This is a genomic window from Marixanthomonas spongiae, from assembly GCF_003095375.1.
In the GTDB taxonomy this organism is placed as follows: domain Bacteria; phylum Bacteroidota; class Bacteroidia; order Flavobacteriales; family Flavobacteriaceae; genus Marixanthomonas; species Marixanthomonas spongiae.
Map to the genome: position 1 here is coordinate 236,207 of NZ_QEHR01000004.1, position 16,949 is coordinate 253,155.

Genomic DNA, 16,949 nt, shown 5'->3' on the forward strand with positions numbered 1-16,949 from the left:
TTTCAGTTTTCAAAAATTAGTTTGCTTCTACAGCTTCTTTTTTGGTGGTTCCGTTTATTTTATCTTGAAGCCATTGGAAAAAGATATAGAGAATAGGAATAATAAATACTCCAAGCACGGTCCCTATAAATAATCCTCCAACAGCTCCTGTACCGATGGCATTATTTCCACGAGCTCCAATCCCTGATGAAAAAACCAATGGCAATAACCCGATGATAAACGCAAAGGAAGTCATTAAAATAGGACGTAAACGTGCTTTTGCACCTTCAAAAGCAGCTTCCATACGGCTGAGGCCTGTCCTTCTTCTTTGTATGGCAAATTCTACAATCAAGATGGCGTTCTTCGCTAACAATCCTATTAACATAATTAATGCAATTTGGAAATAGACGTTGTTTTCCAGTCCTGCAAGTTTTGTTGTTAAATAGGCTCCCATTACACCAACAGGTAAGGAAAGCAAAACAGCAAAAGGTATTAAGTAACTTTCATATTGAGCAGATAGAATAAAATAAACAAATACAATACATAACAAGAATATAAATGTGGTTTGATTTCCTGCGTTAATTTCTTCTCGTGTCAATCCTGAAAAACCAATGGAATAATTTTGAGGTAAAGCGGTTTCGCTCACTTCTTGAACTGCAGCAATTGCGTCACCCGAAGAATATCCCGGTGCTGCAGCTCCGTTTACACTCGCTGAATTAAAAAGATTGAAACGTGTAACCGATTGCGGACCATATACACGTTTTAAGTTTATAAATTCTGTAATGGGTGCCATAGTACCGGTATCATTCCTTACATACATGCTGTTTAAACTTTCGGTGGTAGCTCGGTCTTCCGGCAGTGCTTGTACATATACTCGATATTGTTTTCCAAAACGTGAAAAATTGGCTGCATAAATACTACCTATATAACCTTGTAAAGTTGATAGAATAGAGCTTACCGATATACCGGCTTCTTTGGCTTTTGAAATATTTACATCAATTTCATATTGTGGATAATTTACATTAAAAGAGCTCTGTGCATATTGAATTTCCGGGCGTTGTGATAATGTCTGTAAGTACTCTTGGGTTACTTGGCTCAGTTCAGAAAAACTTCCTCCAGATTGATCCAGTACTTGTAATTCAAAACCTGAGGATGCCCCAAAACCTGGTACTGATGGAGGTGCGAAGAATAAAATATTGGCATCGGGTATGGTTGTAGCAAGCCCGAATAGTTGCCCTGTAATGGCTTCTACCGATTTTGAATCGTCTTCCCGTTCGCTCCAATTATCCAGTTTAATGAAACCTATTCCATAATTGCTCCCCGCACCACTAATGATACTAAAACCACTTACCAATGATATATCACTTACTCCAGGAATACTTTTCGCTTTAGCTTCCAGTTCTCTTTGTACGCCAACTGTACGGTCTAATGTAGCACCGGCCGGAAGTTCAATATTGGCAAAAATCAATCCACGGTCTTCATCGGGCACAAAACCGGTTGGGGTGGTTTTGGCGGCCCATAAAATAGCACCTGTGGCCACTAAAAGCACTACCACAGTTATCCACTTGTGTCTATATAAAAACCCAAGTGAGTTTATATATTTATTGGTTGCTGCTTTAAAACCAACATTAAACCCAGTAAAAAAACGCTGTAGGAAATTTTTCTTTTTGTCCTTTTCCGTATGGGGTTTTAAGAAAAGAGCACTCAATGCAGGACTCAACGTTAATGCATTTACTGCTGAAATACCTATGGCAACCATTAAAGTCACTCCAAATTGTTCATAAAAAACCCCTGTAGGACCTGTAATAAAAGTTACCGGTATAAATACCGCAGCCATCACCAAAGTAATGGAAATAATTGCTCCGGTAATTTCATCCATGGCTGAACGTGTTGCTTTTAAAGCATTTTCTGCTCCTTCTTCAAGCTTAGCGTGGACTGCTTCAACCACAACAATGGCATCATCAACCACAATACCAATAGCCAATACCAAAGCAAAAAGTGTTAATAAGTTGATTGTGTAACCAAACAAACTGAGAAAGAAAAAAGTACCAATAATGGAAACCGGGACCGCAATAGCCGGAATAAGTGTAGAACGGAAATCTTGAAGAAACAAGAATACAACAATAAACACCAGTACAAAAGCTTCAAAAAGAGTGCCTAATACTTTGTCTATCGATGCTGTTAAAAATTCATTGGTATCAAAATTCACTACATATTTCATCCCTTTTGGAAAATCTGCAGAAAGATCTCCCATTTTTTCATGGATAATTTCAATAATTTCCTGGGCATTTGATCCTGCCGTTTGGTAAACCGCCATACTTACACCTGGATTACCATTGGTGAATGAAATGGCATTATATCCTTCAGCATCCAATTCAATTTCAGCAACATCCTTTAAGGTCAAAAACTTCCCATTATCCAATGCTTTGATTACAATATCTTCATACTGAGATTCTTCTTTATAACGACCGGAATAGGTTAAGACATATTCAAATGATTCAGCATTATTCTGTCCTAAAGCCCCTGCAGCGGCTTCACGGCTCTGTTCGTCAATAGCGGTCGTTATATCTGTTGGAACCAAGTTATAGGCGGCAAGTTTTTCAGGTTGCAGCCAGATACGCATGGCGTAATTTTTACTTCCGAATACACGAACGTCACCCACGCCATTAATACGTTTTAATTCTGGAAGCACATTTATATTCAAATAGTTTTGAATATAAGTTGCATCGTATTCTTCATTTTCAGAATACGTGGTGAGAAACATTAAAGCACTTGTCTGCTGTTTTTGTGTAATTATCCCAGACTGTGTTACTTCAACAGGAAGCAAAGGATTAGCACGCGCCACCCTGTTTTGTACGTTTACTGCTGCAATATCGGGATCGGTACCTTGATCAAAAAACACTTGTATACTTGCACGACCACTATTACTGGCTGTAGAAGTAATATATGTCATTCCTTCCACCCCGTTTATTTGTTCTTCAATAGGAATGATCACACTCTCCAGAACAGTTTGTGCATTGGCACCGGGATAGTTTGCTGTTACTTGAACTGTGGGAGGTGCAATTTCAGGGTACTGCGTGGTAGGGAGTGTTGTAATTCCTAAAACCCCCAAAATCACCAATATAATGGAAACTACGGTTGATAATACCGGTCTTTCAATAAATATCTTTAACATACTTTCTTATTTAAATGCTTGTTCTAACCCTTTGGCAATACTGTCAAAAGAAACAGGTTGAGGAGTAATAGGTGCGTTATTTCGTAATTTACCAACTCCTTTGGCAACAATTTTATCACCTTCTTTAATACCTGATTGTACTATAATCAAATTATTTACCCGATCGGTAATTTCAATAGGGGTAGAAACCGCAATACTATCTCCTTGAACTTTGTAGGTGTATAATTTACCTTGTCTCTCATAAGTTGAAAACTCTGGGATTACAATGGCATTTTCATACGTTTCAGGAATTTGGATTTTTCCACTGTAGCCATTGGAAAGCAGGCGTTCCGGGTTGGCAAAAACTGCCCTAAATGAAACGGTTCCTGTATTTACGTTTACTTGAGAGTTAATTGTTTCAATTTTCCCTTCGTGTTCGTAAAGATTACCATTTGCCAATACCAACCTAACGTTTGGAAGGTTATTTATTTTTTCTTCTAAACCCTCGCCTTCTGTATTTTGTATAAAGTCTAAGTATTCTTTTTCATTCAACGAGAAATAAGCATATACTTTGCTCACATCTGCTACTGTAGTTAAAGGTGTTTGCGAGCTAGGGCTTACCAAAGCACCTTCCCGAAGCGGAATAGAACCCACATACCCATCGACCGGGCTTTTAATATTTGCATAACCAATATTGGCAGCAATACTATTATAGCCGCTTTTTGCCTGCTCTAATTTTGCTTTAGCGGTTTCCAACTGTACATTGCTAATAATATTCTTTTCAACCAAAGGCTTTAGTTTATCAACTTCCACTTGTGCTGCGTTTACATTTGCCTTAGCGGCGGCTGCGTCTTGACTTAAAGATTGTGTTTCAAGCTTAAAAAGCAACTGGCCTTTACGTACTTTTTGACCTTCGTCGACCATGACATTAGATATATAACCCGAAACCTTTGCTCGAATTTCACTGTTCACGATCCCTTCAATACTTGCAGGGTAATTTGTGTATGCAGTTACCGTTTTTGTAGGTATGGTTACAACAGGGAAACCTAATTTTTGTTGTCCTTGTGCAGCCTGAGCTTGTTGTTTTTCATCATTTCCACAGGAAGTCAATGCCAGGGATGATATAAAGAGCAAGATTAATATTTGCGTTTTTTTCATAGCTAGTTAAATTTACAGTTGATCAAATTCGTTATTAAACGCGATCATTTTTTTAATGGTGGTTTCTAAATTTTCTTTTTGTGTGGTTAAATATTCTTGAAATATCAGCCCAATATTTTTGTTTTTTTTGAATTTTTCAGGATTGTGCTTCTTATTAAAGGTGTTTACTTTCTTCACTAATTCCAATTCCTTATCTATGGACTCATAATGTTCTTCTAAGGTTAACCGTAAATAATTTTTTGTGGTTCGGAAATAACGCTTACGATCTCCCGTTTTAGTGAAATATTCAATAAACTTTAATTGTACCAACAAGTTAAGGTTGGTTGAGACAGAACTTTTACTGGCACTGGTAATTTCAATAATATCTTCAAAACTGTGGCCATCGACACTGGAAAGTATCATAACCGCATATATCCTTCCTGCAAGCGGCGGAAGGTTGTGATTGTCTTCAAAACTTAAACCCAACTCTTCAACAAGCTTGCATTTTTCTTCTGAAATATTTTGCATTAAAAATAATTTTTTGCAAATATACAGTTGGTTCGGAAGTCACCGAACTAAACAGGTATTAATATTTTGTTAAATTTCATTAAATGAAAATATCTTTAGTATCGAAAACTCAAATCTGGTGTTTTTGAAGATATTATTGAATTTTCTTCAGTAAGAAACCTAAATCTTTTAAAAAGTATGCCTATTGTATCTCTTTCTTGTGGTTTTTGAAGGTTTAATGCTTTCAGGAATCTATTTTTACCCTTTCAAATTTCAGTAAATTTGAAAGACAAGTCGCTTGAAATACCTGTAATATGTATTATTTTGTGCACAAATTTAAAAACCTAACATAATGAACAATTTTTACACTTTACTAATACTTTTGGTATCCTATTCTGCTACCTATGCACAAGGCACCTTAGATCCCACTTTTGGTGATAACGGAATTGTAACTACCGTTGTAAATGGAACCTATAACGAAGCTGCGGCTACCACGGTACAACCGGACGGAAAAATATTGGTAGCTGGTCATGCAGGTGAACCAGCAACTTATAAAGCTACTGTAGCTCGTTACAATACAGACGGTAGCTTAGACACTACTTTCGGTGAAGACGGAACAATTATTATCCCTATTGGCAACGATAAATCCTTTGCCACCGATATAGAATTGCAAATAGATGGTAAAATAGTCGTGGGAGCACGTACCTGGGACAATGTTACCGGTGATTTTGCCGTAGTACGGCTTAATGCAGATGGCTCGTTTGATGATACCTTTGGCACAAACGGAATAAGCGTTGCCGATAATGGAACTGAAGCTGCAGAAACCCTCGTTATTCAAAATGACGGCACTATATTATTGGGCGGGTACAGTGATGACGAATTTGCCATTGCAAAGTTCAATACAGATGGTAGCTTGGACACTACATTCGGGACCAATGGTTTTGCCATTACCGGTTTTGGTTCTTCTTTAGGCTTTATCAAGGAAATTGCCGTACAAAATGACGGCAAGATTGTAGCGGGCGGCTTTTTGTTGAACAATAATAACCTATACCAAATGGCGGCAGCAAGGTTTAATGCCGATGGAACCACCGACAGTTCGTTTGGAACCAATGGAGAAGTATTCTTCAACATTGATGTTGAGAACGATTTTGTAGATGGGATGGTAATACAGGATGATGGAAAAATTATTTTGGGAGGCCATACCTATATTGATTCTAATCCACTTAGATATGATATTGCAGCAGTAAGGTTAAATACCGACGGAACCTTTGATAGCACTTACGGTGACAACGGTGTTGTTACTGTTAGATTGGTGAACGGTGAAAATTATACGAAGAGTATGATCCTGCAAGATGATGGTAAAGCTATTTTATTTGGTTCTACGGTTTTACAAAGTGAATATGATATCGCTTTGGTACGTCTCAATACGGATGGAAGCTTAGACACCTCTTTTGATACGGACGGTATGGTAAGTACTGATATAGATGGAAGACAAGATTACGGTACCGATGTTGTGTTACAACCTGATGGAAAAATTATTGCATCTGGGTATTCTTATACTGGATCGGGATCTTCAGAAATGGTCGTGGCACGATATAGCAACGAACCATTGGGCATCAATGAAAACCAAGGTTTGGATTTCAACCTATACCCGAATCCGGCGAACGATTATGTTACCGTTAACCTTCAAAGCACAGGAGAAACATACCAAGTTGAAATCGTGGATATGTTAGGCAAAACAGTACTTACTTCTGAAGTAACAAACAATGGCCGCATTCAAGTTTCAGCTTTGGCAGCAGGGAACTATTTTGTAAAACTAACTTCTGCTGAAACATCAGGAGTGGTTAAGTTTGTAAAACAATAAGTACATTCATTTTAAAATATCCTAAGAGGCCGTCTGTAAAAGATGGCCTTTTTTTGTTTTTGAGCAACGCCATTCTGAAGAAGGCTCGCCTGAATGATGAGTCGGGCAGGTACGACTGAGGAATCCGCCATTGGAAAAATAATAGGTATTTTATCAATATCACCTAAATGTTTTTAATGCCTTATCTATATTGATTTCTAATAAATTTTAAATAATTAAGAATTAATTTTGAAAAATCCCTTTTCGGTCTATCAAAAGTTTATCGTAAAATTTGAAATGAGAGTGCCGTTAAAAATTTTAGGCTGTTTGAACATGCTAAATCTTTAGAGTAGGCAAGAGCTTTAAAGCGAGTTCCTAAAATTTAGGCGCGGAATGATAAATTTAGATAAAGTTTTGTAAGCCTAGATTTTTTTGGCTTGGTTTATCCTGAGCCCAGTCGAAGGGTTTTTTCATCAATGGAAAATATGAACATGTATAATATTTAGGATAGAATTGGTATTCCATCAAAAAAACCTCGACTACAACTTCTCAATCTCAATGTTCTCTCGCAACTCATTTCCTTCGCTATCCATGACGGTCAATATATGGCTTCCGGGTTTTGGCGAAATGGCCAGTTCGTGAAACGTATCGGTACTCCCCACATATTCTGAATCCAGATACCAATACACCGTCCGTTCCGGGTCGCGGTGGGCGAGTTTAAAGATAAGTTCTTGTGTGGTTTCGTTAAAGTCTTTTGCCAATAAGATGGTTTCGTTTCGCTTCGGAAATATAAATTCCATCAAATTTTCGCCCTCTTGTAAACAACTGTTTTTAAAAGGAGGCAAAGGCTTATATTCTGGGTGTAAGGGTGCGTAATAATATTCCATTACCGGCGGAAGGGCAAACCAACTTTTTTGTTTCATTTCTGACAGTTCATAGCAAGATGAATTTACGCGCGCCGTTCCTGAAGCATTTAAAAACACTTTTTGATGGTAGGGGCAAGGTGCTGTTTTTACTCCGTTCTTCGGAATAAATTCTGAAAACGTTTCTTCACAAAACACATTAGCCAAATGCCCGCTTTTTCTACAGATTTCGGCTTCGGTCAATTCATCATAGGGTGTTGTAAACCATTGGGAAGAAGTTGGCAATACATCCAACACATCGAATAAAACAGGAGCGGCAGCTTGAATTCCTGTTAATCCGGGGCGGCCTTCTCCGTCGGCATTGCCTACCCAAACCCCAATCGCGTACTTTGGCGTAACCCCAACGGCCCATGCATCTTTAAACCCGAAACTTGTTCCGGTTTTCCAAGCAATGGGCTGCGAATTGCTGAAAAAACTCCAATTTTCCTCCCCTTGTGGCCGGTTTACTTCTTTCATAGCGGTAAAAGTTTTATAAATGGCGCCTGCATTAAAAACAGAGGGGTTTTGTTGCTTTTTTCCGAAGTCAGCTTTTTTATTCTTTATATAATTAGGTTCCATAAATTCATTGGGACGATATTCACTGGAAGAATTATTAAAAAAATTGAGGGTCGATGCCAACCCTGCATACGCATTGGTCACCTGCCATAACGAACTTTCCGCACCACCGAGAATTAAAGACAAGCCATAATAATCGGCAGGATGGTCAATGCTTGAAAGTTTCACATCATGCAACCGATTGTAAAACCGTTGTAACCCATATTCCCGCAACATACGCACGGCGGGAACATTCAACGAACGAGACAGCGCAACACTTGCAGGAACGGCACCGTTAAAAGTATTGTCAAAATTTTCAGGACTATAGCCATTTACCGTTGTGGGAACATCGGCCACCAGCATATTGGGCAACAGTTCGCCTGCATTCAACAAAGCCGAATATAAAAAAGGCTTTAATACACTTCCGGTACTTCGGTTTTTGTCGATGATGTCAACATAGTTGTTGTGCTCTTTGGTTGTTGGCGCATTGCCTACATACGCCAAGACCTCTTTGGTATTCACGTCCAAGACCAAAACAGATAGGTTATGAATTTGGTTTTGTTTTAGTTGAAAATAGTGCTCCTTTACAATGCGATTTGTCTTTTGCTGAAGCGAAAGGTCTATTGTGGATTGAATGCGTTCTCCCGTATGTTCAATTCTTGCTTTTTCGGTTAAATGTGGTGCAATTTCAGGTAAGGGAAATGGTTTGCCGGGCAAGCGTTCAGCGATAGCTAATTCATAGGTTGTTTTATCAATAATTCCCTTTTGAAACAATTTGAACAACAACTTATCTCGTTTTTGCTTTAAGATTACTTCGTTTTTCCCTGGAAAAATTAAAGCTGGTGCGTTAGGTAAAACGGCTAACGCTGCCGATTGCCCCCAGCTCAATTCACTAGCCGGAATGCCAAAATACCGCCACGATGCGGTTTCCAATCCTACTACATTCCCACCAAAAGGGGCGTAGGAAGCGTAGAGGTTCAATATTTCTTTTTTCGTAGTGCCCGCTTCCAATCGAGTGGCTTGAAAAATTTCGATCAGTTTCTCAAAATAGGTGCGTTTTTGGTTTTTACGGGAAAGCCTGATTACTTGTTGTGTGAGTGTACTGCCACCACGACGGGAATGAGTCGAGATGTTTTGCCAAAGCGCTTTGGTGATGGAAACAGGATTAAAACCTGGATGCGTATAAAAATATTCATCTTCAAAATATAAAATGGAGTGCTCAAACCGATACGGTACCGAATCCAACTGTGGAAACCGCCATTGCCCATCATCGGCAATCCGGGCACCCATCATAACACCTTCCCGACTTTCCAACACGGTTGAGGTGGGTGTTTTAAATAATTGGGAAGGAAGGCAAAACAACCAAACAAGGAAAACCACAAACACAACCCCAAGTTTGAACTTGTGTTTTTTTATGAAGGTTTTTATATGTGTTTCTATTTTTCTCATTTTTGGCTCCCCTCCTGACAGGGAGGGGACATTTTTCAGTTTACTGAAAAAAGGGGTGGGTTCACGCACCCCTTCCGTCTTAAGGCTACGCCTTAATCCACCTTCCCCTGTCTAGGGGAAGGAGCTTTTTTTATTTGCTTACTTCACAACCTCAACCCACATCCCCTTATTACGCGCATAATAATTACGGTCGTACATCGCTTCCACTTGTGTGCCGGGCAGATAATAAGTGCCCAAATACGAAGCATTCAGTTTTATCGTAAACGTTTTCGACTTTTTGGCCCGGAGATCAAAGTAAAAATTTACCCGGTCATCACGGATGTCGGTATATCGTGCTTTGCCACTAGCGCCGCCACCAAGTTCGGTAAAACTAGTATTGACAATTTCCCAACCGCTTGGGGAGATTTTAGTAAGCGCTACGTTGTTAATGTGATCATTAGAGATGTTGGTAACCGTTACCGTGGCAGAAATTTCTGTCCCTTGCCGTAATTTTGAAACGTCGATTGATTTTCCTGTTCCATCCAAATATTGAGCTTGAATAGTGAGGTTTTTTCGTTCAGCCAATTCTTTACCTAACGGAAGTTTTCCTTGCTGAATTAAAGTAACATAGACCACATTCCCTTTTTTATTAGAAACAGAAACTGAATTATCACCCATTGTAAAACTAAGCTCTCGTTGCGCTACGGCACGGTCGGTTTTAACGATTTTTGTTTTTCCGTTGTCGGTATAGGTAAGCTCCATCGCTTTTCCGCCATTTTTGTTTATCATTTTTGCCATAGCTAACAAGGCGTAAGCAGTTTCTTGGGTGCTGTACCAACGCTGGGATGACAATTCTTTAGCCACGGAAACAGCCATCTCCCGTTGCTTGTTATCTCCCAATGCCACCATAGTCTCAAGTGCCATAGCCTTGTTCCTAAAAGGGGAGCCGTAGGTGTAATAATTGTATCGTTTAGGCTCAAAATTGATATTTGCTGTTTGCGAAATCTGCTCGGCTACATTCCTTTTACCTGCCAAAGCATAAGCTGCTGCCAATCTCCATTTGGCATCGTTACTTAGGTGTTTCGATTCCCGAAGCCGGTTCATAGCCGCTAATTCGGGTTGACCAGCTAGTGCCAAGGTGTACAACCGGTAGGCTTGCGTTAAACTAGAATTATAACTTGTACTACTATTACGCCATTGTCTAGCTGCATTTTTCTGAAACTGCAACCAATTGTTCAAAAACGAAATAGGCAAGGCGTATCCTTTTTGTTTGGCTTCCAACATAAAGTGCCCTACATAATTGGTGCTCCACGGGTCTGCTTCTCGTTCACCGGGCCAATAACTGAGTCCGCCGGAAGTATTTTGATAGTTCCCTAATTTTCGGATGGCGGTTTCTACGTTTTTTTGAATGTCTTTTTTCTTATCAAAGGTAATATCAAACACATCGGCCAAATACAGTTGTGGAAAAGCACCCGAAGTGATTTGCTCCACACAGCCATGGGGATAACGGATTAAGTATTCCATGCGCTTGCCAAAATCCATGGGTGGAACGGTAGAAAATTCCAACATCGCTCCGTTGCTTCCCGAAACGCCAAAGGTTTCAAAGTTGATGGTTTCGGTCCCGTTTTCGGTCAAGGTGTATTGACTTGCCTTTTGAGAAATAGGGTTGGGGTTTTCCACGTCTATTTCCACTTTGTAGCTCGCTTTTTCGCCACTTCCCGAAGCGAGCACTTCAATGGTTTGTATTTTTGAAGTTGGCAACACATCAAACTCAAAATTCACTATTTTTTCACCTACCGAAGGAAATGATATGGTTTTTGAAGTTCCGTTAATAGGTTTTAATCCATCACCTGTTTTTACGGTAATGGTTGCGTTTTTTACTTTTTCTTCCATTGCAAAAACGGTTACCGGAAGCGTTACTTTCTCGCCAGGTGACAATTTCCGTGGAAGCGAAGCCAACACCATCAAGGGTTTTCGTACGGGTGTGGTTTCGTCAATCTTTCCATACGCACTTTTGGAGTTATCCCCGGCAATGACCATAGTACGCACCGATCCCACATAGTTGGGCATGGTCAATGTATGGGAAGCGGTTTCGCCAGCTTTCAGTTTAAACGGACCTACATATTTTACAACGGGTTTAAATCGGTCGGCTTTTCGGTTTTTGGCGCCGGCAGCCACATCGCCACCCCCAATAGCATAAATATTATCCACACTCCCCGAATAAGCGCCGATTACATCATCGTACATATCGAAAGTTTTTACGCCCAAAGCTTCGCGGGTGTAAAAAGCCTTGTGGATTTCAGGGGTTTTAAAACGGGTTAAATCCAACAACCCTTCATCGACCATCGCCAACGTGTAGGTCATGGGTTTGTTGTTTGCTTCGGAAACCTTTACGGTAAAATTCTCCTCCGGCTTCAATACGTTGGGCATATTGATTTCAGGTTTTAGCACAGTTGAAGCATCTTCCACCAAAATAGGAATCACGCCATACAACCGGATGGGCAGATCGTTTTTGGTCTGTTCATGGGGCTGCAGCAAAGAAATGTTTACATATATATTGGGTGTCATTTCCTTGGTAAGGCGAATGGCGGCTTTGGTTTCGCCTTTTTTGGTCTCTATCCAATGGGTGGCCAATACTTCGGTACCGTTTTCCACACTGATCAATGCCCGGCCTTCACTACCAGATGGGAAGGTGATAAACGCTTCTTCGCCTACATTATATTTTTCTTTATCTGCGGAAAAAACCAACATTTTGGCACTTTCGGCCTCGCCATCAACTGGGGCTTTCCACCAGTTTCGGTAAAAATAGGCAACACGGCCCGTGGCGTGCCCTGATTTTTTATCGATGACCCGAATTAAATACCGGCCGCCTTCTTCTTCAGGAATGTTGATGGTAAAATTAGCCTTTCCTTTGCTGTTGGTAGTAACCTTAAAATCTTTTACCGGTTTGTGGACGGTGGCGTTTTCATACCTTGATAAATTATCGTTCCCACGGTTCCACCACCAGCGCCATTCTATCCTGAAAACCTTTACTTCTACTTCGCGGTTGGGGCTGGCATTGCCTTGGGCATCGACAGTTGCCACATCGAACACCGTGTTTTCATCGGTAAAATAAGAACCGTATTTATGGGCTTCGGGCGAGCGCAAGCCTACAAAATGTGAGTAAGGCGCTAAATTTTTACTAAACACATCGATTGAAAAATCGCCGCCTCCTTCAAACACCTTCGTTAAAAAAGTAGCTTGGAGCATGCCGGGTGCTTTGCCGCTGACTTCAAAATCTTTTGAAAACGACGTAGTTCCTTTCGAAGAAAGTTTCGTATCCAACACCGGGATTTCCACTTCATTGAACGTGCGAACTGGATCGTTAAACTGATAGTTCGGGTAATTTTTGAACGCAGTGGAGGTTGTTCTAAGTGTAGCGTCCATTTCAATTTTCAAGTTCCGGGCTGGAGCGCCGTGTAACCACGCGGCATTCGCCGTCCCCTTTATCGGTTTGCTGGCATCGAGGATGTCATCATCAAAATCCAATTTTATTTTTAAACGGTTGGGTTTTACCGTGGCAACTTTTAGGCTTTTGGTAAACTGCACGCCACCAACGGTTACCGTAGCATTCCAATTGCCGGTCGGGGCACTGGGCTGGGTGGGGATGGGGAAGTAATAAAAACCTTCTTTGCTTCTGAACATCCCGCTTTCTCCCCCTCTGCCTTCGGCATCTCCTCCAAAAGGGGAGAATTTTGTTCCGTTCAACACACTTCGTTGGACTAGTTTTCCTCGGGCGTCGGTTACTTCTAGTTTTACGGGATGGTTTTTTGGTAATGGATTGGCCACATCGCTGAGTACAAAGGTTAAGTGTATGCTGTCACCCGGACGGTGAACGCCACGCTCGGTATATAAAAATCCTTTGATGCCTTTTTGCAATTGTTTTCCGGAAACATCAAACTTGCTCATGGACAGTGCTTTTCCGTCTTCCAATTTGGCGTAGGCGTAATTTTTTCCCTTTTGTGCCACGGCAAAAGCGATGTTTTTTTCGCTATCGTAAAGCGTCATCCCTTCGGCATCTGTGGTAACAGTTTCCACCAATTGCTGTTGGTAATTATAGAGCTTGATCTTAACGCCACTTTCGGGTTTGGTGGTCACTAAATTGTTCGTGATAAAATGATAGGAGCGGTTGCTGCTTTCCTTAACGATCAAACCCAGATCGCTGCCTATTACATTACTGCTTATTATTCGGTCTTGATTATAATAGGCAGCGTGGCACGGGTTATCCCTTTCTTGCCAATTGTAGGTGTAATCGCGCCAACGGTAAATCTCGTTGTTCCAATATTTTTCTTCTTGTTCGTCTTCATAGGTATCATCAGCGTTTGCGTAATAGTCATCTTCTTCTGTTGCTTCAGTAGTATTTCCGCTACAATCGTAGGTCGTATAGCTCTTTTTAAAACTGAGTTCCACGCGATAGATGGCACCGGGATCGGCTTTAAAGAATTCTGAAAGGTTTAAGGCGTGGGCTTTCCATGTGCTGTTGCTGCCTACGGAATTTTCAGTGAGGTTGATGGTCTTTTTGGCAATACGCCTTCCTACGCGTTTTATATCATAAACATTATTGCTGTTCAGGTCTGCGGTTTGTAAATATTGAAGGATGTTGTCTTGGTATATTTTTATGATGCGCACATCGATGGCCGAAAGGTTGACCGTTTCAAAATAAAAGGGCGTGGAAGTGGCATTGGGCAAAACAGTTCCTTTTGAAATAAGCCGGACGGCAGGTTTGAGTTCTTCAAAAGAAACGAGTTCAGAAAATTCTTTTTTCAAGCCGAAATTTTCAATGTTTTTAATGCCGTTGAACACCGTTACCCGGGCATCTCCGGTAATTCGGGTGCTTGGGTAGATATTTAATACGTTGCCGTTTACCTCATAACTTAAATTTTGAATGCTATCAATAGTGACTAGTCCTGCAAAATCTTGATTTTCCTTCAACGGGTCGGAAAAATTAATGGCAAGTGAAGTCTGTGGCGAAAGGGTGCTTTCTACATCGATCACCGTAAAATTGTTTTGGCCTGGAATTTTGAACGTGTTTTCGCCCTTTGTTTCAGCATCGATGGCATCGCCGTTCCAGCTTATTTTGATTTCTGAATCGTCCATTTTTCGTTGGATGCTGTCTATGGTAAAACTGAAATAAGTGGCATAGTCCCCTTCCGAAGGCCATTGGAGTTTCAGTTTTTTGTCGCCCTGGTTTACCTGAACCAATTTTTTGGCTTTTTCCAATGTAATGATATCTGAAGTTTCCAGATATCCGTTTATATACTGCCATTTTTTGCTGTACGATTGCAGGTTGCCCAGATCAACTTTAAAATTGGGGGTGATGGTCTTAAAACTGAAGGTATAATCTTTAAATTCTTTTTCAACGTTGTCATACAGCTTGCTCAGTTTGACCGTGATGGTATATTCAGTGTCGGGCTTTAAATATTCGGCAGGTGTAAAGACGAGTGTGCGCCCATTTTCAATAGTGAGGGTGCCTTCGGTTGACGGAGAAATGGTGAGGTATTTTCGGTCTATTTCCTGGGTAAGTTCAAATTGGTCCAACGGTTTTTGCAGTTCGATGCGAATGGGATCTGCAATGCTTTTGTTTCCGTAGGTGTTGTATGAAATATAATCTTTAAACTTAAAAAGGTTGTCGGTTTCAGAAGGTTTTTTGTCGCCGCAAGCGGAAAGAAATAAAATGGCAATCAGGGCTAGAAAAAAAGACAGGTTTCTCATAATCGATGGTTTTTTCGTTCTTAAAATTAAATAGAATAGCGGCTAACGACAAACAAATATGTTGCTATTATAGCAATAAAATATCCCTGAATGTAGGGGTTTTGAATTTTGAATGTTTTGGAAGGGAGTTATTTGAGTAACGAAAAATTGTTTTTGTTTCGTATTTTAAAATCTAAGATTTGGGAAGGGTTTAACAAGTCCCCCTCCCGACCTCCCCTGAGGGAGAGAAGTAAATTATTTACTCTAAATGCTAATCTTTAAATTACTTTTGCCACTCATATTCCCGTTCCACTTTGCAGATTCTTATTCTATACCAAGAATACCATTGTTTTTTACCTAATTTTTGTGCCATTTGGTGGTCTAAATTAGCTTTCCAATTTATAATGGCTTGCTGATTTTCCCAATAACTTACTGTTATCCCTATTTCTGAACGATCAGTTTCAATGCCTAAATACCCTGGTTGTTGTTTTGCAAGGTTCTCCATGGTTTGAGCCATTTCATCATATCCTTCTATGGTTTCCGTTTGCTGACTGGTAAAGATGACTGCGTAGTACGATGAGCCTTTATTACTCATTATAAATGCCTATTTTTAAATCGCCTTCCGCATTCATAGTAGCACGGTACATCCCAGCGGTGTTGAATTCCATGGAGACATTTCCGTCTTTATCAATGGCAACAATGCCACCATCGCCGCCTAGATTTGGCAGTTTTTCTTGAATAACCTCTTCCGCAGCTTCCTGAAGCGTTACGCCTTTGTATTCCATCATAGCCGAAATGTCGTGAGCCACCATCCCACGGATGAAATATTCGCCCCATCCGGTTGAAGATACGGCACAGGTAGCGTTGTTGGCGTACGTCCCGGCGCCGATAATAGGTGCGTCGCCAATACGGTTCCAACGCTTGTTTGTCATGCCTCCGGTGGAAGTTCCAGCGGCGAGGTTTCCGTTTTTGTCCAAAGCGGCACAACCAACGGTTCCGAATTTTGAGTCTTTAATAAAAGGATCTTCGGCAAAGGAAACTTTTGAATCGTGATCCAGTTCTGTCTTTTCCTTTTCTTTTATGCGTTGCAATGACTGAAACCTTTTTTCGGTATAAAAATAGGAAGGATCCATCATTTCAAAGCCCTGTTCTTTAGCAAAGCGTTCGGCCCCTTGTCCGCTAAGCAATACGTGTGGCGAATTGTTCATCACGGCCAAGGCCAAATCGATTGGGTTTTTAATGTGGGTAACTCCCGCAACCGCCCCTGCATTTAATGTGGCACCATCCATAACTGAGGCATCCAGTTCATTGGTTTCTTCATGAGTAAAAACAGCACCTTTTCCAGCATTGAACAAAGACGAGTTTTCCATCACGTTAATGGTTTTGGTAACGGCTTCCATGGCTGTACCGCCATTTTTTAAAATGTCGTGGCCTGTTTTTATGGCTTCTTCCAATTTCAGTTTATACACGTTTTCAAGCGAATCGCTCATGTTTTTCTTTAGGATGGTTCCGGCACCACCATGGATTACAATCCCGAAATTTGGAGTTGGGTATTGTTCTATTTGTGGTGATTTTTCAGAAATTTCTGACTCATTTTTTTCGTTTTTACAGCTAAAAAGCACAAAAAATACGATTAAAAGTGTTAAAATTTTTCTCATACGACCTTCGGTTTTAAGATATACGAATATAACGGAAATTTCACTGTTTACGGTGG

8 protein-coding genes are annotated in these 16,949 nt (G+C 40.5%); 1 reads left to right on the forward strand and 7 read right to left on the reverse strand.

The features are described from left to right. Positions 1 to 16 precede the first annotated feature (16 nt). From DDV96_RS07525 to DDV96_RS07535, 3 genes are read right to left on the reverse strand one after another with little or no spacing between them, the layout of a single operon-like run. Positions 17 to 3,154: an efflux RND transporter permease subunit gene (locus DDV96_RS07525; RefSeq protein ID WP_116694144.1), complete on the reverse strand. Its 3,138-nt coding sequence runs from the start codon at positions 3,152 to 3,154 to the stop codon at positions 17 to 19. A 6-nt stretch (positions 3,155 to 3,160) separates the two neighbouring features. Beyond that, positions 3,161 to 4,291: an efflux RND transporter periplasmic adaptor subunit gene (locus tag DDV96_RS07530; protein ID WP_116694145.1), complete on the reverse strand. Its 1,131-nt coding sequence runs from the start codon at positions 4,289 to 4,291 to the stop codon at positions 3,161 to 3,163. A 12-nt stretch (positions 4,292 to 4,303) separates the two neighbouring features. After that, positions 4,304 to 4,798, reverse strand: a complete 495-nt coding sequence (locus tag DDV96_RS07535) for a GbsR/MarR family transcriptional regulator (RefSeq protein WP_116694146.1) — start codon at positions 4,796 to 4,798, stop codon at positions 4,304 to 4,306. Between the two features lie 331 nt (positions 4,799 to 5,129). Between DDV96_RS07535 and DDV96_RS07540 the strand changes: the two genes are divergently transcribed. Continuing rightward, on the forward strand, positions 5,130 to 6,641 hold the full coding sequence (locus DDV96_RS07540; protein ID WP_116694147.1) for a T9SS type A sorting domain-containing protein: 1,512 nt from the start codon (positions 5,130 to 5,132) through the stop codon (positions 6,639 to 6,641). A 518-nt stretch (positions 6,642 to 7,159) separates the two neighbouring features. Here the strand turns inward: DDV96_RS07540 and pbpC are convergent. The 4 genes from pbpC to DDV96_RS07560 form a co-directional block, all read right to left on the reverse strand. Further along, entirely contained in the window at positions 7,160 to 9,526 is a 2,367-nt protein-coding gene (pbpC, locus tag DDV96_RS07545; RefSeq protein ID WP_116694148.1) for a penicillin-binding protein 1C, read from the reverse strand. Positions 9,527 to 9,664: 138 nt separating this feature from the next. Then, positions 9,665 to 15,256 carry an alpha-2-macroglobulin family protein gene (locus DDV96_RS07550; protein WP_116694149.1) on the reverse strand — a complete coding sequence of 1,864 codons (5,592 nt, stop codon included), beginning with the start codon at positions 15,254 to 15,256 and terminating at the stop codon, positions 9,665 to 9,667. Positions 15,257 to 15,518: 262 nt separating this feature from the next. Next, positions 15,519 to 15,830 carry an antibiotic biosynthesis monooxygenase family protein gene (locus DDV96_RS07555; RefSeq protein ID WP_116694150.1) on the reverse strand — a complete coding sequence of 104 codons (312 nt, stop codon included), beginning with the start codon at positions 15,828 to 15,830 and terminating at the stop codon, positions 15,519 to 15,521. Next, complete coding sequence (locus DDV96_RS07560) at positions 15,823 to 16,893, reverse strand: isoaspartyl peptidase/L-asparaginase family protein (protein WP_116694151.1); 1,071 nt, start codon at positions 16,891 to 16,893, stop codon at positions 15,823 to 15,825. Before DDV96_RS07560 ends, DDV96_RS07555 begins: the two co-directional genes overlap by 8 nt. Positions 16,894 to 16,949: the final 56 nt, after the last annotated feature.

Coding starts and splice junctions, on each gene's coding strand:
- DDV96_RS07525 (WP_116694144.1), bottom strand. CDS start 3,154: ATGTTAAAGATATTTATTGAAAGACCGGTATTATCAACCGTAGTTTCC.
- DDV96_RS07530 (WP_116694145.1), bottom strand. CDS start 4,291: ATGAAAAAAACGCAAATATTAATCTTGCTCTTTATATCATCCCTGGCA.
- DDV96_RS07535 (WP_116694146.1), bottom strand. CDS start 4,798: ATGCAAAATATTTCAGAAGAAAAATGCAAGCTTGTTGAAGAGTTGGGT.
- DDV96_RS07540 (WP_116694147.1), top strand. CDS start 5,130: ATGAACAATTTTTACACTTTACTAATACTTTTGGTATCCTATTCTGCT.
- pbpC (WP_116694148.1), bottom strand. CDS start 9,526: ATGAGAAAAATAGAAACACATATAAAAACCTTCATAAAAAAACACAAG.
- DDV96_RS07550 (WP_116694149.1), bottom strand. CDS start 15,256: ATGAGAAACCTGTCTTTTTTTCTAGCCCTGATTGCCATTTTATTTCTT.
- DDV96_RS07555 (WP_116694150.1), bottom strand. CDS start 15,830: ATGAGTAATAAAGGCTCATCGTACTACGCAGTCATCTTTACCAGTCAG.
- DDV96_RS07560 (WP_116694151.1), bottom strand. CDS start 16,893: ATGAGAAAAATTTTAACACTTTTAATCGTATTTTTTGTGCTTTTTAGC.